The organism is Paenibacillus sp. FSL W8-0187, assembly GCF_037969755.1.
Classification (GTDB): Bacteria; Bacillota; Bacilli; order Paenibacillales; family Paenibacillaceae; genus Paenibacillus_AQ.
The window spans coordinates 5,961,550-5,982,400 of sequence record NZ_CP150206.1 but is presented as its reverse complement, the minus strand read 5'-3'; the positions used below and the strand labels follow the sequence as shown (position 1 = coordinate 5,982,400).

The window sequence follows — 20,851 nt, the reverse complement described above, 5'->3', positions numbered from 1 at the left end:
ATCCTGTCCTGTACCTGCACGGAGTTTATATGGAGGGACACTAAGCTTGATCCGTCATTTGATCACACAGAACTTAACCGGGAGAGTCGCGTAAACGTCACAGCCGGAAGGAGGAGAAGGCAATGTTTAACCATATCGCACCGAAGTTCGAGAAGGGCCGGATCCTAAAGACGGCGATGCTGGAAAATCTGCGCGATTTCCCACGCGAATTTGTGGATGTCTACTATCAGGAATATACGGACGGCATCATTACAGGTGCCCATGTTGAGGTCGGAGCAGATTCCTTGACCGTTCATCCCGGCATCGTCAAGCACCAAGGGCGTTTATATTTGTTGGAAGATGCTGTGAGCACCAAGTACCGCGCTACAGGGAGGGAGGCCGCGTTGAAGGTTCGTTTCCATGCAGGCGAAGAAGACAGCGACTGGCGGACGTATCGCAGTGAGATCGTAATCGACGAACAGTTGGAGGCGGGTGCCTCCGAGCTGGAGCTGTGCCGCTTCAAGCTGAAGGAAGGCGCCCGGCTGCGGCAGGACTACCAGGGCTTCCGGGACCTGGCGACTGAATTTAATACCGTGAATGTTTTGCATGTCCGCTATGCGGCTTACGGCAAAAGCACCTTGTCCCCGGTTATCCTGCGCTGCTTCGCAGAGGAAATGATACGCAAGGGAAGCGGCGATCCGCAGGACTTCATGTTTACGATGATGTGCATGAACGAGGGAACCCTCGCTCGGGACGTCATTTTGCACTATATGGCGAACCGTCTTGGCATGAGCAGCAGGGAGTACACCAACGTGGAGATCCACAAGTATCTGAGCCGTATCCTGGACGGTGTCCGGGGTAGTGGCGGTAAGATGGGCATGATCCCGGGCGGCGGCCAGCGGGTGATTGTGGATTAGGGAAGTTTGGTGCGGTCGGCCTACAGATAGAGGAAAAGAAGTAAGCAAAGGAGATGAAGTATATGTCAAGCTTGATCGTTGCGTATGATACCTTGAAAATTGCTCCGTTTGAGATGAAGCTGCATGACGTGAAACTGGTGAAGAAGATCAATGACCATGCGAGACTAACTTTCAGCGGTATTATTCCTGAAGAGATGGAAGAGCAATATATGAGAATGGCCAACGAGCACACCCCCGTAGAACTGCTCTACTACGATCAAAAGGGGGCAAAAAAGACGCTGTTTCACGGTATGCTGCTCAAGTTGCACATTAAGGTAGATAGGGAAGTCTATTGGCTGGAGGCTGAGGCTGCGTCTCATACATATGCTATGGATATCAAGCTGGAGTACCGTGCTTTTCAGGATAAGTCTTTACTTATTGAGAATGTAATGAAGGAAATCGGAAGTGCTTATGGCAACACCGATTTTAACAACACGTATAAGGAACAACGCAAGCTTGGTGCATTCACGTTGCAGTATCAGGAAACGGATTGGCAGTTTCTGAAGCGTCTGGCATCACATTATTGTGCCCCGCTTGTTCCGGTTTCAACGCGCAACCATATTGCCGTGTATCTTGGCATCCCGGAACACCGTGATATTGGGCAGATTCAGGCAACCCATTACAAAATTCATAAGGACTTGCTAGCCTATAAAAATGCTGAACCCTCGGGAGAAACAGACCTTGTTGAGTCAGATTTTATTCGTTATGAGGTTGTGCTCGATCAAGTACTGGAGCTTGGTGATATAGTCACGTTCAATAAGCAGAAGTTGCATGTTTTTGAAGTCACTACGGAAATGACCCGCGGAATATTAACTCATACATATGTACTTTGCCGAAAAAAAGCTGGATACAGGCGTAAATTGTACAATTCTAAAATTATTGGGGCATCTATTCAAGGGAATGTCATGGCCGTAGTCCGGGATGAGGTTAAAGTGAAGCTGGATTATGACCAAGGGTGGGGCATGGATACCGCATGGTTGTTTCCCTACTCGACAATGTATGCCTCCGAGGATCAAACGGGATGGTATGCTATGCCCGAGAAGGGCGATGATGTACGGATTTATTTCCCTGGTCATAACGAAGCGGAAGGTATCGCGCTGAGTTCTGTGCGTAAAAAGCTGCCTGCCGAAGTTAGTGGCGGTGGACAAGTAAAGAGCAGTGGTAAAGGCGGGGGTAACGTAACTACAACTGTTGTGAAGCAGGAAATACTGCAGCCGATCGTCCATTACGACAAAGATTTGAAGGATGACTTGATGGCGAATCCGGATACCAAATTCCTGCTTACCCCTACTGGACAGAAGATTATGTTCGAAGAAGATAAAATTACGATTATCGGTGCGGAGGACGGCGCGTCGATCACATTAACAAACTCTGGAACGATTCTTTTAAACAGCAATAACAAAATTACCCTTCAGACCGGAAAACAGATTGAAATGGTGGGAGAGAACATAATGATGCTTGCCAACCAGATTGAAATGTCCACCGAAGGAGGTTTTGGAGGTATCAAGATTGACCAGGGGCAGGTCGTTGTGAGGGGCGTCGAAATTTTGATGGAAAAATAAGGACCGGAAGTAGGGGAGAGTCATGAATTCACAAGAAACGTGGAAGCGGTTTGTTGAGATGGATGCAATTCCACGGCGAGCAGAAAGTATACAGGCATTGCATAATTACTTCTGCGAACATAAGGACCAGATCGCGCAGCCATTGACCGAACTGTTTGACTCCTTTTGCCGGCATATTGTAGATCAGCAATTGGAAGGTTCGAGGAGGAAGTGTGCTAGCATTCAACTTTCTCTCCTGAGAACCAGATTGCAGGAAGATCACTTGGAGTATATGTTCGAGGCTTTTGATTTGAGCTCGGTCGATCAGATTGAAATGACGTCGTTCAGGTATCGTGCGGACTGGATCTACCATTTTTGGGATGTTTGGTATCAATATTGCGATGAACAGCGAAGAAAGTATGCCCAACATATACAATTGCCTTTGCTGGAAGCTTGGGTGCGCGAGCAAGTTCCGCCTTTCCATGAATATATGACCCATGCCGTACGCTATGCCATGAAGGAAATCAGTGTGTTACCTTCTTTTTGCAGCCTGCAAAAAGAAAAATCTTTTGAGGTGCGCGTTGGGGAGTTCCGGGATCCGAAGCAGACGGAGTCGGTCTATCGCATCAACGAAGTACAGAGGTTATCTGTAAGTTGTAAGGGTTGGTTGGAAAGCTTGCTTGAGCAGGAATATATTTATGAGCATATTCAAGGAGTGGATATATCTAGAGGGAATTATTCCGAAATTAACCTCAACTATGCTCGATTAGAACAAGTTAACCTTAGAGATTGTATCATCCAAAACGGCTATTTGTTAGGAACAAGATTCCAACGATGTGATTGTCGCCAATCCGACTTTCGAGGCAGCGTGATGATTGATGCTGATTTTCGTGAGTGTAATCTGGAAGAAGCCTGGTTTGACCAAACATATGCTGTTCGGGACTTAATGAACGAAGAGCGCGGCGCAATATTCGGTATTCATGGGGTATGTTTTCAGCGAGCCAATTTGACCAAAGCCAGCTTTCGAAATGCCCAAGTAGCAGGGGATTTTACCTATGCCGTACTGGACGGAGCAGACTTTACTGGAGCAGACCTGACAGGCAGCCGCATGCTAAAGCAGGATGAGCAGCGTGTGGTTTTAAGTGAAGAGCAGCGCAGCAGTATTTGCTGGCTGGAAAGTTAGGCGATAGAAGAGAGGTGATGGACCTGTGGAGTATTTTGTCGTCGGACATGATCCGCGTCTGAATCCGATAGGTCGGAATATTTTATTCCCGGATCGTGTACTGAACGGGTTTTCGACAGCCGAGGAATATGAAATGGCATTTGTTCGGGAAGGAAGAAAGCTGGAGTACCGAAGTGTGATTGAGCTGCCGGTTTTTCTTGTTTCAGCAGAAGTTAGAGAAATATTAAGCCAATATGAATCAAATTTGACATACAAAACGGTCTTGGTAACAGATCAGGCGACCTATGCCCAAGCGCATTTTTGTCTGATTGATGTCCCGCAAGTGGACTGTATCTCACAAACGCATTCCGTGATTGATAGGGGAATTATCAAGCAGGTTGTTTTGGATGAAAAGAAAATAAACGGACACCGAATGTTCTGGGCAACTGAATTGCCATTCCCGGGTCTCATTGTGCGTCTAGATGTAGCGGAGGCTTTGTTAAGACACAGCTTGTATGGAATGAGTATGCGAAGAATATTAACGAAAGCAGGTGATGTGTGAAATGGCAGCAGACATTTACTCAACGATGCTAAGCCAGCAGCGGGTTCAAGAATTGAAATCAGCTTGGAGAGATTCAGAAACCTATATCACGAGCGGAGCCTATATGAAGTGCTCCTATGGCACCCATGAAGAGGTACTGAACAGAGTTACGAATAACGGAGTCTACATTAATAAGAATCCTATGATGACCGTCAAAGATTGCAAGGTATCCACAAGTGAAATTCCTAGTGGAGAAAAGGCACTAGAGAGACTTAAAAGAGATATCGACGGGAATATGTATTCCTTTGGTTACTGTCGAAGTCCTCAGCATCCCGCGTTTATAAAGGCAAAGGAAGTCCACCCTGATGTAATTGGTGGTAGACCGGATTACGATGTTGATACCGGAGTATTTAATTTTGATCTGAGCCAATATATTTACCCTTGTATTCCTGAATTTATCGCCAGTTATTCTAACCCTGCTTCAACTGACATCATGAGTACGGAACCAGAGTGGCAGAATGGCAGTAAAACCGTAATGATTGATGGCGTACCTGCTTTGACGAGTAAATCTTGCCTGAACTGCTTCAAGGGAGGCCAGATCACTTTTTTGACTAATGGAATGGACATGCCTCCTTTGGAATTTGTCAAGCATTACGTGAAGTGATGAGGGAAGGTGAAGGGGATGGAAAAATGGTTTGAGGGTGACGGTTTTCAGTTGCAATGGCCGTATCAGATCCTGGCTGTTCGCAGCTTTCAAGTTGAGCAAAAGTTCAGTGATCATACTCGTTGTAAGCTGACTGTTACGATGACCGATGAGCAAGCCGAACGAATCATGAATCAGTCGAGCTTTGAAGATGGCTTGCTGATCCGTAAATTCGAAGGTTCACAGGCTGATCATTGGTTTGCAGGGGGAATCTCGAACCTAGAGATAACAATGGAGGACGGAATTCCAGTTGTCACTGTAGAAGCAGTTTCCCGTTCTTACGAGATGGATATCAGGCCCAAAAGCCGCTCGTATCAAAATAAGCATTTGACATATACGAGCGTGATAAAAAGATTAACGGAAGGTTATACGAAAGGGGACGCTCAGAACGAGGCGACGGAGCAAGGGGCTACTATTGGTGAGCTGATCGTACAGTATCAGGAGACTGATTGGCAGTTTATGAAGCGGCTCGCTTCTCGCTTGGGGACGGTGATCCTACCGGATATTACGATGGATGCGACTCGTATTTATTTTGGTGTACCGGACTTTTCCTGGGGGAAGGACTTTAAAGCGATCCATTATTCCATATTACAAAACCGGGAAAGCTACTTGAGCTACCGGGAGCAAGCCATTGAAAATGGGGCGGAAATCTCTTCTGAGGCAGACTGGATCAGTTATTGGGCAAGGTCGAACCAATATTTTAAGGTTGGAGAAAATGTGGGGTTCAAGCGCCAGATCTGGGTCATCGCCGAGTCGGTCATAACCTATGATAAAGGAATGCTTCATTATGAATATATGCTAGTCAAGCGCCAAGCGATTCGCCGTAAATCCCGCTTAAATAAGGCAATCCAAGGTGTGGGTTTGGAAGGCCGTGTATTGAAACGGGCGAATAACATGGTCAAGGTACAACTGGACATTGATGAGGAATATGATGAATCAGGGAATTGGTGGTTCCCGTATTCACCGGAAGGCAATAACATCTTTCATTGCATGCCGGATGAGGGGGCACAAATCAAGATTTACTTTCCGAGTGGCGTTGAGAAGCAAGCGATAGCAATTAATTCGGTTCGAGGCCGGAGCGAGGAAATGAAGACGCGAACCGTCTTCCAGAAACCTACGACTAAAGTCTTTCATATGCCCGGGGAAGCCAAGATGGAGTTGGGCGAAGATGGGGTGCTTTTCGAAAAAAATACGGTTAGGATTAAATTAGACGGAGATAACATTGATTTATCTGCAGAAGAGAATATTCTGGTGGTAGCGGTTAACACCATAGAGCTGGTGAAAGCGGAATCGGCCTCCAAATTGGAATCTATCAAAATGAAGGCCAAGAGTAGAATTACACATATTACGAACGAGAGTCAATTCGTTGAAATTGCTGGGAGCCAGGTATTAATCCAAAATAAAACGGTTAGTTTTGAGAAAGTTGAAATGAATATTTTGGACATGCTGACGGATGAAGAGCTCGAAGCGGCTTACATTGAATATTTGTTAGAGAACGGAGCGATGCTCGAAGCCTACGGAGAAGCGTTAACGAATGGCGATATCGTATATGATGATTATGATGCCTATAAGAATTTTAATAAGGAAACTAAAAGAGTAGACTTATCGAGGGAAGCCGTAAGAAAGCAATTGGCTGAGAAGTTGCAAAGTGACCCTGAATCCAAGAACATAGCTCGTAGTACTTTGAATGGCTTCAAAGAAGACGAGATTAAATCCTATTATCAGAAAATAAATCGTCCGGATGTCACAGGAGGTAAAGGTGAGGAGAGAACAACTGAAGAGATAAAACAGGCTCACCAGGAATACGAAGCTGCCTATAGAAAATATAACATGAAGAAGCAAATTCAACACGAGCTGATGGAAGAAGCCAACGGGCCGCCATCTTTTATGTTGGCCGAGAAAGATCCGCCAAAGCAAAAATTTCCGGGAGTCATCGATTTTACCAAGATGGCCGAAGAGAGACAACAACAAGAATATGAAGATCTGAAGGATGAGGCTCGCAAAAGGATGCACGGGGAGACAGCAGATGCCTCGGGCCCCATCTCCTCAGTAATAAAAGGGCTGTCCGAGGGTTTGGTAAGCATGAGAGATAGTGATTACTGGCTAGAGAACGTCATTCCCCAGAAGCCGAATTATTTTAGCAAAGAGGATCAAACTGTTACATACCTTTCACGGCTCAATTTCATGACACAGGTTACTATTCCACAGCAGCAAGCTGCAATGCTCGGTATATTATTCGGCATTGTGGCCATCGTCTTGGCGATCCCGACGGGTGGAAGTTCTCTGTATTTAATGTTAATAGCAGGAGCAGAAATCGGTGTAGGCATCATGCAGATTAAAGTCAATTCCGAGAAGCTGCGTGATTTGGACGAAGGGAACAGCTATAGCAATCCTGCAGTAATGGGGATGAACCAGGACACACTAAACCAGCTAGAGATGGGATTAGGTGTAGTTAGTTTAGCCTTCCTGTTCAAACCGAATAACCTGAAAATCGCTGATAAATTTAAAGACAGCCAAAGACTGGCGGCTTTTAAAGAAGCTGCAGGCAATAAGTACGCGAGCTTCAAAGCTACAATGAATGATGCTAATATTAAGATGAATCCGTCGAACTACAAGCTTTCATGGGAAGAAGCGTATAGTCTTTCTACTAATGCCGGTACGATGGGTAGAGGAGGACCTGGGAAATGGCGCCTTGACCGTGTTGCTGACGAACCGTTTATTCAGTTCAGCAAAAGCGGTTCTGGGGGGACGGTTAATGCTGGCATTGGTAGTAAACCACCAGTCTATCAAAAAGTAAACTATGGTGACCATTTTACAAGGAAAAATAGAAAAAAGGCTTTAAAACCAAATGTGGAATACTCATCACCAGATGGATATACTTATCGTACGGATAGTCAAGGGCGTATTATTGAATGTGAAGGAACGCTTGTACTTGGTACAGGAAACCGGAGTGAATACGCACAGAGGACGGTAGGAAAAGGACAAGGCAGATTGCCTGATGACGACGGTGGACACTTAATAGGAGCACAGTTTAAAGGACCAAAAGATATTGATAATCTAGTCCCACAAAATAGCCAGATTAATCGAAGTGGCGGGAAATGGTATGAGATGGAAACTGAGTGGGCCAATGCCCTGAATGAAGTACCTCCTAAAAAAGTTACAGTAAAAATTGAACCAGTCTATTCAGGAAGTTCAATGAGACCAGATTCATTCGAAGTAACTTACCAAATAGGGAAGAAAAAAGAAGTTACTATTACAATACAGAATCAACCGGGAGGTTAGTAGGATGGAACAGCGGATGAATGATTTATATAGAGAGATAGCAGAAACAATAAATGAATTGATACCTGAAGATTGGGAAGATTTTTATTTTAATGGCGAGGTAGAAAATGGAGAAGGGGGGGTTTTCTTTTTCTTCAAACCAATAAATAAACATGATTATGTTTATTGTCGAGATATTTTGAAGAATTACAATATTAATTCAGAAATATATAAAAAAACGATGAGAAAGTTGTTGAAAGTTACCAATGATCTAAAAAATATATTTTTAGAAGATGGACAAGAGCCTTGGTTTTCAATAACCATGAAACTTACATCTGAAGGAAAATTAAATATAATATACGATTATACAAAATGGGGAGAATCCAATTTTGGTCCTTCAGACAGGTTAGAATATTGGGAAAGTAAATATCTGAATAATATTCCACAAGAAGAGAATGACAGAATAAAGATCGAAAAAATGAAGCAGTTTGAAGAAGCGAATTAAATGCCATTTTTCTTTGGTAGGACTACCCATTGCCGATTACATCCATCATTCAACCAATAACACATCTAACTCATGAAATACCCGTATAAAGATTTCGTGATTTTAATTGTACGCACATCAAATGCTTTAATTTTATAACCTAAATACGCTATTGCGTTGCATTAAGCAGGTTGATTATGGTCAGATACCACCATGATTGACCTGTTTTTTGTTATGTTCGCTTTCTCACAGGATTTTCAAAATGTTATGCAACTTTAGGATACGCCGCCCCGATAGAAAAGCTGTCTAAACCATCGCACCTTCTAGGATGGATAGCTCGACCATTAATATTGTCAGGACTTATCTGTATATCGTCCGCAACGAATGGGCTACTTGCCGCGATGGTTATCGTGAATAAACAAATCTGGTGACGACCAATTGACATAGACAGGTAAGGAGACGTTTCGGGCTAGCCGCCTTCCCTACTCCATAGCCGCCCAATGGCGGCATATTAGCACAAGAAGGAAGGGATTGCAAATGAAAACGAAGTACAACGGCTTCTGGTTGACTAAATGGTGACAAAACTAGGATTGTTACTTTCAGTTGAGACTACCCAGTGTCGAATGAACCAATAACACATATAACCCATGTAATACCCGTATAAAGATTTCTTCATTTCGGTTGTACGCACATCAAATGCTTTAATTTTATAACCTAAATAACACTATTCCGTTACATTGAACAGATCGATTATGGTCAGATACCACCAAAATTGATCTGTTTTTTGTTATGTTCGCTTTCTCACCGATTTTTCAAAATCATTCACAACTGTAAATTACGTTTCCTGATGGAGTAGTGCTAGAAACATTGCACCTAAATTGTAGGATAGTTCGACTTCTATATTGCGAGGCTGTATCTGAACCATTTTTACAAGGAAGCATGCAACGAGTTTGACAGTAGTTACGATCTTTATTGTATAAGGATAATCTGGTGACGACCAGTTGACATACAACAGGCAGGGTAACGATTAAAGACTAGCCACCTGCCTCTAATTAAGCCCGAAATTCATGAAAAAATTCGGGAGGGGTGGCATATGAAAGGGGTAACGGTATCCATAGACCGTATTGTCATTGACTTTACAGACGTGTACTGGGACTTCTTCAATGAGTTCCATAAACGAATCTGTCACTATTACGGGGTCAGAATGACGGTGGGGGAAAGAGGATTTCAATACCGTATCAGAATCAACACAGGAGAACACTTTCTAACTATCTCCTATAAGTTGGTAATTGCTCCGAAAACTCGTAAGAACACGCTCAGGATAGAAGTCTATCCGAAGTCGCTTGTTTACTTCTGTCATTGGCTCGAACAAATCCGAGAATACGCCGATCAAGTCTTGTTTGTACGTTGTGATGTAGCTTTTGAGATTCCTGTTCGCATAAGTGATCTGTTCATATCCCAGGACTTGGAAAGCATGAAAGATAGTGATTACTGGCTAGAGAACGTCATTCCCCAGAAACCGAATTATTTTAGCAAAGAGGATCAAACTGTTACATACCTTTCACGGCTCAATTTCATGACACAGGTTACTATTCCACAGCAGCAAGCTGCAATGCTCGATATATTATTCGGCATTGTGGCCATCGTCTTGGCGATCCCGACGGGTGGAGGTTCTCTGTATTTAATGTTAATAGCAGGAGCAGAAATCGGTGTAGGCATCATGCAGATTAAAGTCAATTCCGAGAAGCTGCGTGATTTGGACGAAGGGAACAGCTATAGCAATCCGGCGGTAATGGGGATGAACCAGGACACACTAAACCAGCTAGAGATGGGATTAGGTGTAGTTAGTTTAGCCTTCCTGTTCAAACCGAATAACCTGAAAATCGCTGATAAATTTAAAGACAGCCAAAGACTGGCGGCTTTTAAAGAAGCTGCAGGCAATAAGTACGCGAGCTTCAAAGCTACAATGAATGATGCTAATATTAAGATGAATCCGTCGAACTACAAGCTTTCATGGGAAGAAGCGTATAGTCTTTCTACTAATGCCGGTACGATGGGTAGAGGAGGACCTGGGAAATGGCGCCTTGACCGTGTTGCTGACGAACCGTTTATTCAGTTCAGCAAAAGCGGTTCTGGGGGGACGGGTAATGCTGAGAAAGCCTTCTTAGATAATATTAATGACTTTGTTCTAGATAAAAAGAAGTTTGAAGAGGTTTTAGATGATTATGCTAAGCATTATGTTGAAGTCATAAATATTAAAAACTGGTCTTGGAAAAAAAACATACCAGGTGGAACAAAATTGACAGCTACTCAAAGAGCTCTAATAAAGCAAAGAGCAGAGGATCTTGCGCTAATACCAAAAATTACTGTAATTAAAGTTCCAGGATTAAAATATGGTTTTGCTGATTTTGAAGGGGCAGGAGTAGTTATACATGCTGATGAATTACCAGAAAGTCTTTGGTTGAAGAAGGATGATGCTCAGTTTTCGTGGCTAGACGAAAGGCTTCCAGATAATGTAAGGGAACTTGTGGGAAATGGTACGTATACCTGGTATCACACTGAAACGCCTGGTAAAATGCAATTAGTACCGTATGGAATTCATAATATCACTTTACACAATGGAGGAAGAACAGCTGGATTATGGGCAGATGCCCCTAGATAGTGCAGTAATAGGAGGAGAATGAAATGAAAATAAAGTCCAATTCGATTATTTTGCCATTGCCATCTCAAAAATTAATCTCTGAAAATGAAATAGTATGGAGAGTTAAGTTGCCTGATGATTATAAAAAGTTTATCGAATTAAATAATGGAGGTATACCAGAAGAATCAGTCTTTAATTGTAATAACCGCTCTTACAAGTTAACTAGATTTCTTTGCATTCTAGAAGATCCAGAAGAAACAGAATTAGGGATGTTCGATATAGATGTAACTTGGACGCAATTAGATGAAAGACTTACGGATGATGGTGATCTAATTGGAGTGGCTTTATTACCAATTGCAGTTTTATTTGCTGGTGATTTTCTTTGTTTAGATTTTCGAAATTCGAGAGAAAATCCGATAGTTTGTGTGTGGGACCATTCAAATTCCGGTGACTTTGATCCAGTATGCTATCATGTTGCAGATAGTTTTGAAGAGTTTATAAGCCTGCTTCGATAATTATTCATCAAGTCTATAAAACAGTGTTTATCTTTTGCCCTTGTCTCAACTCCCACCCAGTGCCGAATGAGTCGGGCGGCTGATTTCAAGTAGAATTAACCCATGTAATACCCGTATAAAGATTTCGTCATTTTGTTTGTATGCACATCAATGCTTTTATTTTATACCCTAAATAACGCAATTGCGTTTGCATTGAACAGGTCGATTATGGTTAGATACCACCATTGACCTGTTTTCGTTATGCTCGCTTTCTCACAGGTTTTACAAAATCTTATGTAACTGTAGAATACGCCGCCCCGACAGGGGGGGCAGTAGATTTTCGCACCTCCGTAGCGACATAGCAGACCATTATAGTGAAGGGACTAAAATTGCAATTTTACTTTAGTCTAAATAATTCCAAAAATCATCAGGGTGGGAGAGCTCCAGGTGGTTGGGCTCATGCTAAAAGATAAGAATAGGGAGTGAAAGAAATGAGATTGGATGTTAATACGATTGTCTTTCCATTGCCAACCGATGAATTATTAGATGTAGTTGAGCGAAGCTTGAGAGTTTCATTTCCTGAAACTTATAGGAATTTTATTAAGGATAATAATGGAGCTGTACCAATCACAAATATGTTTAATTTTAATCAGCATGAATATATAATTGAAAAATTTCTTTGTATATTGAATGATAGTGAGTCAGACCCTATCAATGGATGGTATGATGTTGAAGTTATTATTACACAAATAGGTGATAGATTAACTGATAATGAAGATTTAGTGGGGATGAATGTAGTTCCTATTGCGGTGCTTTTTTCAGGGGATTTTATTTGTTTGGATTTTAGAGAAACAGAAGAGCCTACTGTAGTTATTTGGTTTCATGAAGAGTCAGAGGAATTTTCTCCTGTAACACAAAGTGTCGCCCTAAATATATCAGAATTTTTTGAAATGCTAAAAGAGTAGGGTTATTCTAGTTTTATATTATAATGATTGTAATCTCTGATTTGTACAGATTAAAAAAAGGATTGGGTTTACATACTTAAAAATAAGATTGCCACGATACACCCAACAAAAAAACATTTAATAAACTTTTAATGGCTTATTCCAACTTGGAATAAGCTTTTTATATTTCCAAATGAAGGGGAAACATAGCCTGGGAAGAAAACTTGACTTTATGGCAGACATTTAATACGTTATTATTGTCAGCCAATAATTAAGTTAGGAGGTGAAACGAATCACCAAAAGGATTGGTCGGCCATATTTAGAAAACCCTAAAGAAATACGACTTACAGTAAGGCTAGATAAGAAGCATAATGAAATTCTTGAACGTTACGTTAAGAAAAATAAGGTGACAAAGAACGAAGCTGTAAGACGAGGCATCGAGAGGCTGAATGCAGATGAATAAACAAAGGAAGTGGCGCACTCTCGCAAAAGAAACCGCCACTTCCACTGCGCAGCTGCCTGATGGACAGACTGCACAATTACTTTATCATGTGTCAGTCTTTCCTTCAAGGGCTGTAATCCAGTCGAAGGGAAGAGGAAAATGAGAGGTATTTTAGAAGTGTTATATCGTGGAGACATTCGCCCTGAAGAAACGATTGTACCGACAGACCCCGAATACCATGCATTAAACCGGTAAATATCCGAAGTCATGAAAATGTGGGAGAAAAAGTTATCGGCAACAGAATTCAGTCAGCTTGAAGAATTACTTGATTTACGTAGTAAATCAGGTTCAATGCATGCTGAAGTTTCTTTTATCCATGGATTTCAACTTGGTGCGCTATTGATGACAGAAGTATATACAGCACGGAATTAGTTAGTGGTAGTTTAGATTAGCTTCAATATATTAAATAATATTGCAGAGACCATTATAAGCTTATTTCTACTTGATTGTTAGGTAGGGATGAGCTTTTTTATTATTTCTGAATCCATGTTGTGCAAGTTTAATAATCATACCCGTTGTTATATTTCAACGACCATGTCGGAGGAACAAGCCGATATATGTTTAAGAAACGGTACATACCGAGATAGCTTGCTTATTCGTAAATCTGCCGGGCAGGGGAATGAGTACCTGTTCGCAGGTGGAATCTCCAATATCGATATTCAGATGGAAGATGGAATTCCCCATGTAACCATAGAAGGCCTGTCAAGGACATATGAAATGGATCGGCATTTAGAGAGTCGTTCCTTTCAGAACAAGTCCCTGACTTATACCGATTTGATTCGGCAGATTGCCAATCTGTATCCCGGAGGGGATGCCCAGAACGAAGCTACCCCCCCCCGAAGCGACGATTGGTCAGCTCCTTGTTCAGTATGAAGAGACGAATTGGCAGTTTTTAAAGAGGCTGGCATCGCGGATCGGTACGGTCATCCTTCCTGATATCGTCATGGATGCGCCTCGGGTTTATTTTGGCGTACCTGATTTCTCTTGGGGGAAGGTTATCCGATCCCATCATTATTCGATCATTAAAGATCGGGGGAACTTTCTTGATATACAAGCGAATTCGGATGCGAGCTCAGACTTGGGGGAGTCTGACTTCGTCAGTTACCGGGTACATACGAATCAGTACTGCCAGGTGGGGGGCAACGTTTCTTTTAAGGGACAGATGTGGGTGGTTACGGAATCCGTTATTACCTATGAGTCTGGTTTAATCTATTATGAATATGTATTGATGCAGCGTGCAGCACTTCGGCGTAAGGTAAGAACGAATCGTGCGCTTCAGGGAGTTGCCTTGGAAGGACGCGTTATAAAACGCGGCAACAACATGGTTAAGGTGCATTTGGATATTGATCACGATCATGACGAACGAGGGAATTGGTGGTTTCCGTACTCACCGGAAGGCAATAACATCTTTCACTGTATGCCGGAAAAAGGGGCGTGCATCAAAGTTTATTTTCCTGAGGGAACGGAGAAAAAGGCGATTGCCATCAACTCCGTGCGAGGCAGAAACGATGAGATGAAATCGCGCACCGTCTTCCAGAAGCCGATGACAAAAGTATTCCATATGCCTGGAGCGGCGAAGATGGAGCTTGGTGAAGACGGTGTATTATTCGAGAAGAATACCGTCAGTTTAACGCTGGATGGGAACGATATATCATTAAACGCTACGGAATCGATTCTCGTAGTCGCATCTAATGAAATCGAGCTAGGTGGCCAAAATATGCCGGAGCATATTAAGCTCGTAGCTAACGAGACGATTACCTTCTTCACGAACACGGATCATTATATGGAAATCCGACCGGAGTATGTAGGGATTAAAGGCAAAAAGGTGAGTCTTGAGAAAGTCGAAATGGACTTTCTGGATATGCTTACGGATGAAGAGCTTGAGAAATTGTATGTGGATCATGAATTAGAGGTAGCGAATAAAGAAAGAAAAGAAAATCGAAGATACATTAGCGGATTTTCTGCACCGGCTTATCATTGGACGGAAGAAGTTCGACAAAAAATTACAAACGATGCCATTGCTCGAGTACAAAATCCAAAAACGAAAGAAAGCGCTAAAGAATCATTAAAAGCCCTAGGTGAAGACGAGCTACAGAGGCGTTATAAAGAAAAGTTCATTCCACCCCCACCTAAGCCTGAGAACAAGTCAAAAAAGGAAAGAGCCCAAGAACAGCAAGAATATGCGGAGTTCTATCAAGGCTACATCGACATTCGAAGTGGCAAGAAGGCGCCGCCTAAGCAGCCAACCTCCCCATGGAAAGCTGTGAAGGATCATATAGAGAGACAGGCTAATCATAATGAGGCTTTACAGGGGCTTGTGAATGCATCCAAAGCATTATCTGGCTCAATAGAAAAATGGGGGGACCGTTGGGAGGAGCGAAGAGAGGAACATCAATTAAATGAGTTGATTCCGCAGGTACCGGATTATTTTAGCAAAATCCCGGATGAGGAGATCTATTTTTCACGTTTCACCTTTGAGGAGCTCGTGGTTAAGCAGCAAAAATTGATGACAGAACTCAATTTAATGTTTGGAGTCGTAGCTTTCGTAGGTGCTTTTTTCACCGCAGGAGGTTCGTTATATTTATTAGCTGCAGCCAACGGAGTTTGGGGCGTCGCACAGATGGGTGTAGGTTTCATGAAGCTGCAGGATTTAAATGATGGGGTAGTATCCGATACAAGCCTCCTAGGAATTAATCAGGAAATGCTGGATGTGACAGGGGTAATTCTAGGGGCGGTGGATCTAGCGATATTCGGGAAGAGTCTGTTGAAAGGGGCAAAACGAGCTTATAATGCTAGATATGTGAAGGGGATTGACCAAGTTTCTACACCTAAGACTCGTGTAGATGGAAATGAACTACGTACTAGGGTTATAGCTAATGTTAAGGCGAGTGCGGCTGCAAGAGGATCGTCCAAGTTTGATGAGTATCTGAAGATAGAGAAGGAATTGCTTGAAGCTTTAGAGAAAAAGAAAACAAGCTCACGTGGACCATTTGAGGGGACGGGTAAGGGTGCTCCCAAAAGCAAAATACCTAATGTGCAGGAAATGGAAAAAGCACTTGTTGAAGCTACCTCTAATCGTGCTCGTGAAATATTTGAAAGTGGAGTTTCTAAAAAAGAAATGGGACCATGCTTATCTGGAATTTACGACCCGTTAACGGGAGAAACCTATTTTGGTCAAAATTTCAAAAATAATGCAACAATGAGACTAGAGTATCAAAAATGGTTAGATAATGATGCTGACCAGATAATTAAGGATTTAGTAAAAGAATATGAGTTTAAAATCAAGAATGGAGAGATTAAACTCTCTGAGGTTGCCGATAATCGATTGGCTGCTCATTCAGAGTTAAGAGCACTAGATCAAGTATTAAAAGCAAGAAGAAAATCAGGACTTCCTGTTGACCGTTCGACGATCTCGGAGCTATTCTTGCATAATATTGATTTATATAAACTTGATGGAAATGGTAACCTTGTAACAAAAATCCGTTGTGAACATTGTCGTTATTTAACAGATGGGATTAATACTGTAGGCCATAACTAATGCTTCTTGATAAGTGGCTGTTTTAAAAGTAAAGTTTAGGATGTGGATGTATGAAAAAGATGAATTATTATGATATTTTCGTTAAAGATGATATTCATACCGGTGAACATATCTTTTATATTGATCAGAATAATACAGTACCTTTTAACGGAATAATAGTAGACTATAGTAATGGGGTACTTGTTTGGGAATTTGAGGTGCAAGATGGTTTTAGAACCGGTATCGAGAGAATATACTATCCCACAGGTGAGTTACAGGAATTAAATGAGACTGATCATAATACCACAAATGGTATAGCAAAAGAGTTCTATAAGAATGGTCGGTTAAGATCTCAGAGTATTGTGGCTAGAAATGTTCACATAATGACTATAACTTATGATGAAGCAGGAGATATAGTAGAAACATGGGAAATAAGTGAAGAAGATCCGAGCTATCATGTTGTTCGTGACAAAATTCCTGAATATAGAAGTCGTTATAAGCTAGAGGAATAAATGTAAGCGTTAAATGGTTTTAGGAGGATACCAGTCTGGTAAAAATACCTTTCTCCGTTAGTATACGCGAAACTATTGAATAAGGTCTTTTGGATGCGAAAGACTTGATTTATTATGTTATGGTTTGTTGCGTAGTCTAAGATGGGCGGTTTTCGCCCATCTTTTATTAACTCAGGAATGGTTGTGAAGCGACAATGTCTTTTTCACAAGCTGATCGGCTTGCCGAGTCGTTTCGGGTAGCCGATATTTCGGTGAAAGTTTGAGTATCCATTGGCAGGCTGTCGTTAAGGATACCCGATGGCCGATGGAAACAAAGATGGGATTAATATTCTTCTGCGTTCTTAATACATTCCCAATGATTTCACGATTATCGATTAATGGTGACTGAGCCCCTCTATGTTGATCGGGTTCTGTAAAATTGCCGGATAGCTTCGTTTTTCCACATCCAATGGTGGGGATATCATACAGGACCCCCAAATGGCAAGCTAATCCAAACCGTCTAGGGTGGGCGAGCCCTTGTCCGTCACATACGACTAATTGAGGATTGGTCTTTATCTTTTCAAATGCTTTTATAATCGGAGGAAGTTCTCGGAACGAAAATAAACCTGGGATATATGCTAATTGAACCGTATCTTCAATGACAACGGATTCTACAATTTTCAATGAATCTAATTCTAAAACGACAATCGCTGCAATTAGTGTATTATTGTTTTTGCTGTAAGCAACGTCTACTCCGGCAACATAATGGATTGGGTCAAACCAATCCTCGGTAATAACTTTTTTAGCTAATTCCCGCTGTAATTCAATGGCTTCCATCTCACTTAAATTCCACTGATGTTGTATGACGGCTTCCAATATGAACTCCTCCAATAATTAAACGAATGATCAGTTCTATGTTACCCTATTTCAGGAAGCTTGGTCAAAAAATATTGCTGGAAGTGAGTTGGGGAAAAGATCGTACGCTCGTTCATGAGGGCAGTCCGTTTTGAAAGAGATTGCTGGAATACATTTAGTGAGAATATTACAATAAGAGTAACTTTAGCTGAGATATTGATTAACAACGGAATTAATGCACAAGAAGAAATTAGCAACATAATATATGAACTGAAGTAGTTCAACATAGAAGATGTTGGGCAACAGTTAACGGAAGAGGAAAAAGTAGATTTATCATGGAGAATCAGAGATCTATTAATAAGGTAGAGGCATTTTCCTTGCATGAAGAGTTTTAACAGGTTGATTATGGTCAAATACCACCGTAATTGACCTGTTTTTTGTTATCTTTGCTTTCCCGCACTTCAATTTTCTACCTACCATGAACCTTGGGAAGAATACTATATTGGAGACAATAATAATAATGAGTTTTTTAGTTATGTAGTACTATATAGTGAGAAATACGTAAAAGAGCATCCTGAAAGAAAAGAGTAGGGAATTATTTAATAGGAAAAAAATTGATTAGGTTTGGATACTATCACTTAGGAATAAGGCCTATAAGACAACCCAAAGCGAAGCGTTAAATAGAGTACGGTTACGATCAGTATCGTACATATAGACTATGGTTTACCGATGAAACTTGTTAGTCTGCAAAAGCCGAGATTTCTACAAAACATGCTTTCGCTTGTTGCAACAATGCGAAGGAATCAATATAGTTAAGTGTGACCGTATTTTTCCAATCCAAGGAGTAATATGAATGAAGGTAATTCTCGTAGATGACGAACCGTTGGCCTTGAAGTATTTAGAACGTCAGCTGTTAAAACTGGATACCATGTCTATAGATGTAATCGGTACATATACGAATCCCTTTGAAGGACGAGACGAAATTCTTACGAGGGACGTTGATATCGTGTTTTTGGATATCAGCTTGCCGGAATTGAACGGCATTGAGCTGGCGGAGCAGCTGCTTGAGCAGAAGCCTCATCTCTGTATTGTATTTGTGACGGGGTATCACGAATATGCAGTCACCGCGTTTGAATTGAATGCCGTAGACTATATTGTTAAACCTGTCCAGCTTGATCGAGTCGCCAAAACGATGGAGCGTTTGCGAAGCCGCATTGCGTCCAGACCGGAAGAGGTTATGGAGTCCAATCGAAACATTCGGATGACGATGTTCCGCCAGGTTATGATCGAGCAGCCGAATGAGCAGGGGCAATTCGCTCTGCTTCATTGGCGGACAACCCGGGCTCAAGAGATATTCATTTATCTGCTTCAGCATAGAGGACAGCTTGTGCGAAAGTCGGCATTGATCGATATGTTATGGCCAGATTTTGACATGGATAAAGCCTATCCCCAGCTGTACACGGCTATTTATCATATCCGAAAAACATTGGAGCCTTATGATACCCGCTTCCAAATCACCAACACGACAGAAGGCTACGTGCTGAATATGGAAGGCGTGGAGCTGGACATTGAGGAGTGGGAGAATTGGTTCAAGTTAAACCCTTCCGTGTCGGCTGAATTGATTGATCGGCATATTGAAATGATGAAGTTGTATACGGGGGACTACCTGCAGGAATATGACTACTGGTGGGCAGAAGGAGAGCGTCAAAGGCTGAAGAAGTTGTGGCTTAGCGTTTCTTTATCCATGGCGGAATGGTATGTGGATCAGGAACGCATCGATGAAGCCATATTATGCTACTTCTCGATCCAGAGGCAGCATCACCTGGAGGAAAAGGCTTATTTTTCATTGATGAAAATATATGCTTTGCAGGATAATCCGGCCCAGGTGCACCGTCAATTCAGTCTTCTGTGTCAGGTGTTAGAAGATGAGATGGGCGAGGAGCCAAGTCCTTACATTGTGAAATGGTACGACGAATGGAGCAATGGAATCCAAGTCACCAGTATGAAATAGATGAAATAGCCAAACACACTTTCGATATGAAATCACCGGTTGTTCGACCGGTGATTTTTTGTATCTTGTTGCCCGATTTTATGGTTCTCCCGTGTTGTTCAGAAATTGTAGAGGACGGCCTCCTATACTGTGTGTGAACCACAACAATCGGGAGGTACATGATTCGGTTATGAAATTCATTCGGAAATTTAAGGAATCTTCGCTGCATAAGGCCATGGGATTGGAGCTTGGAACGTTTCGGGAGATCGAGCTTGATGCGGAAAAGGACCTCCAGCATTGCAGAGGCTTCTATGTTCACTTCAACGGCAAGCGGATTGGCATCGTTGCTACTGATGAGGGTCCGGTATTTCTGTGTGGTCAGGAAAAGTACTTGCTGGATGAGCGTACCGTTCATTTTTTGTTGCAAAAAAATGCCGAGGTTAACACATTTATTTTTATGTGGGACGGGGGAGTGAAACTCCAAATCCCTTATTTGCGGTCGTTGATCGAGTACAACGGAAAATGGGTGGATGATTCGATTTTCGACTTTTTTTCGTGGATCTATGAAGCATCCGGGAGAAAAAGATTCTACTCTTATTATACGGTGAAGCATGTATCCGCTGCGGAATTATGTCCGTACCAGCCGCTGCAGCGCCCAGGCAAGACATTATCGTTTGTATAGCGGCTTGACCAGACCTGTTTATTTATTGGACTTTATGGAAAAGGAACAGACAACGGCTCCGTAACGATGTAAAATAATGGACAGTTGTGCAGTGTTGTTGATTTTTTA

Annotated in this window: 15 protein-coding genes and 1 pseudogene; 15 read left to right on the top strand and 1 reads right to left on the bottom strand. The window is 42.2% G+C overall.

The features are described 5' to 3' along the window. Window positions 1-122: 122 nt before the first annotated feature. The 13 genes and pseudogenes from MKY48_RS27020 (at window position 123) to MKY48_RS26960 (ending at window position 17,237) form a co-directional block, all read left to right on the top strand. On the top strand, window positions 123-896 hold the full coding sequence (locus MKY48_RS27020; protein WP_339291696.1) for a DNA and RNA helicase: 774 nt from the start codon (window positions 123-125) through the stop codon (window positions 894-896). A 62-nt stretch (window positions 897-958) separates the two neighbouring features. Further along, on the top strand, window positions 959-2,497 hold the full coding sequence (locus MKY48_RS27015) for a contractile injection system protein, VgrG/Pvc8 family (protein ID WP_339291695.1): 1,539 nt from the start codon (window positions 959-961) through the stop codon (window positions 2,495-2,497). A 22-nt stretch (window positions 2,498-2,519) separates the two neighbouring features. Further along, window positions 2,520-3,659: a pentapeptide repeat-containing protein gene (locus tag MKY48_RS27010; RefSeq protein ID WP_339291694.1), complete on the top strand. Its 1,140-nt coding sequence runs from the start codon at window positions 2,520-2,522 to the stop codon at window positions 3,657-3,659. A gap of 25 nt (window positions 3,660-3,684) precedes the next feature. Next, a complete protein-coding gene (locus MKY48_RS27005) occupies window positions 3,685-4,200 on the top strand; it encodes a hypothetical protein (RefSeq protein WP_339291693.1) in 516 nt (171 codons plus the stop codon). Window position 4,201: 1 nt separating this feature from the next. Further along, window positions 4,202-4,843: a DUF4280 domain-containing protein gene (locus MKY48_RS27000; protein WP_339291692.1), complete on the top strand. Its 642-nt coding sequence runs from the start codon at window positions 4,202-4,204 to the stop codon at window positions 4,841-4,843. A gap of 18 nt (window positions 4,844-4,861) precedes the next feature. Further along, window positions 4,862-8,164: a DNA/RNA non-specific endonuclease gene (locus tag MKY48_RS26995; protein WP_339291691.1), complete on the top strand. Its 3,303-nt coding sequence runs from the start codon at window positions 4,862-4,864 to the stop codon at window positions 8,162-8,164. 4 nt (window positions 8,165-8,168) lie between these two features. After that, on the top strand, window positions 8,169-8,648 hold the full coding sequence (locus MKY48_RS26990) for an immunity protein YezG family protein (RefSeq protein WP_339291690.1): 480 nt from the start codon (window positions 8,169-8,171) through the stop codon (window positions 8,646-8,648). 1,072 nt (window positions 8,649-9,720) lie between these two features. After that, window positions 9,721-11,289 carry an HNH endonuclease gene (locus MKY48_RS26985; RefSeq protein WP_339291689.1) on the top strand — a complete coding sequence of 523 codons (1,569 nt, stop codon included), beginning with the start codon at window positions 9,721-9,723 and terminating at the stop codon, window positions 11,287-11,289. A gap of 23 nt (window positions 11,290-11,312) precedes the next feature. Next, window positions 11,313-11,783 (top strand): SMI1/KNR4 family protein, encoded by a 471-nt coding sequence (locus MKY48_RS26980; RefSeq protein ID WP_339291688.1) that lies wholly within the window; start codon window positions 11,313-11,315, stop codon window positions 11,781-11,783. Between the two features lie 470 nt (window positions 11,784-12,253). Next, the gene (locus MKY48_RS26975) at window positions 12,254-12,727 is read left to right on the top strand and encodes an SMI1/KNR4 family protein (RefSeq protein WP_339291687.1); all 474 of its coding nucleotides are present in this window, start codon (window positions 12,254-12,256) and stop codon (window positions 12,725-12,727) included. A gap of 580 nt (window positions 12,728-13,307) precedes the next feature. After that, window positions 13,308-13,580 (top strand): annotated as a pseudogene (locus MKY48_RS26970) (DUF6809 family protein). Between the two features lie 439 nt (window positions 13,581-14,019). Beyond that, entirely contained in the window at window positions 14,020-16,746 is a 2,727-nt protein-coding gene (locus tag MKY48_RS26965; protein WP_339291686.1) for a hypothetical protein, read from the top strand. 50 nt (window positions 16,747-16,796) lie between these two features. Then, a complete protein-coding gene (locus MKY48_RS26960; protein WP_339291685.1) occupies window positions 16,797-17,237 on the top strand; it encodes a hypothetical protein in 441 nt (146 codons plus the stop codon). Between the two features lie 171 nt (window positions 17,238-17,408). Here MKY48_RS26960 and nfi read toward each other — a convergent pair whose 3' ends face one another. Then, window positions 17,409-18,092: a deoxyribonuclease V gene (nfi, locus tag MKY48_RS26955; protein WP_339291684.1), complete on the bottom strand. Its 684-nt coding sequence runs from the start codon at window positions 18,090-18,092 to the stop codon at window positions 17,409-17,411. A gap of 832 nt (window positions 18,093-18,924) precedes the next feature. On the opposite strand from nfi, the gene MKY48_RS26950 reads away from it, so the two are divergent. Then, window positions 18,925-20,082 (top strand): response regulator, encoded by a 1,158-nt coding sequence (locus MKY48_RS26950; RefSeq protein ID WP_339291683.1) that lies wholly within the window; start codon window positions 18,925-18,927, stop codon window positions 20,080-20,082. 169 nt (window positions 20,083-20,251) lie between these two features. Further along, a complete protein-coding gene (locus MKY48_RS26945) occupies window positions 20,252-20,743 on the top strand; it encodes a hypothetical protein (RefSeq protein WP_339267563.1) in 492 nt (163 codons plus the stop codon). The last annotated feature ends 108 nt before the right edge of the window (window positions 20,744-20,851 follow it).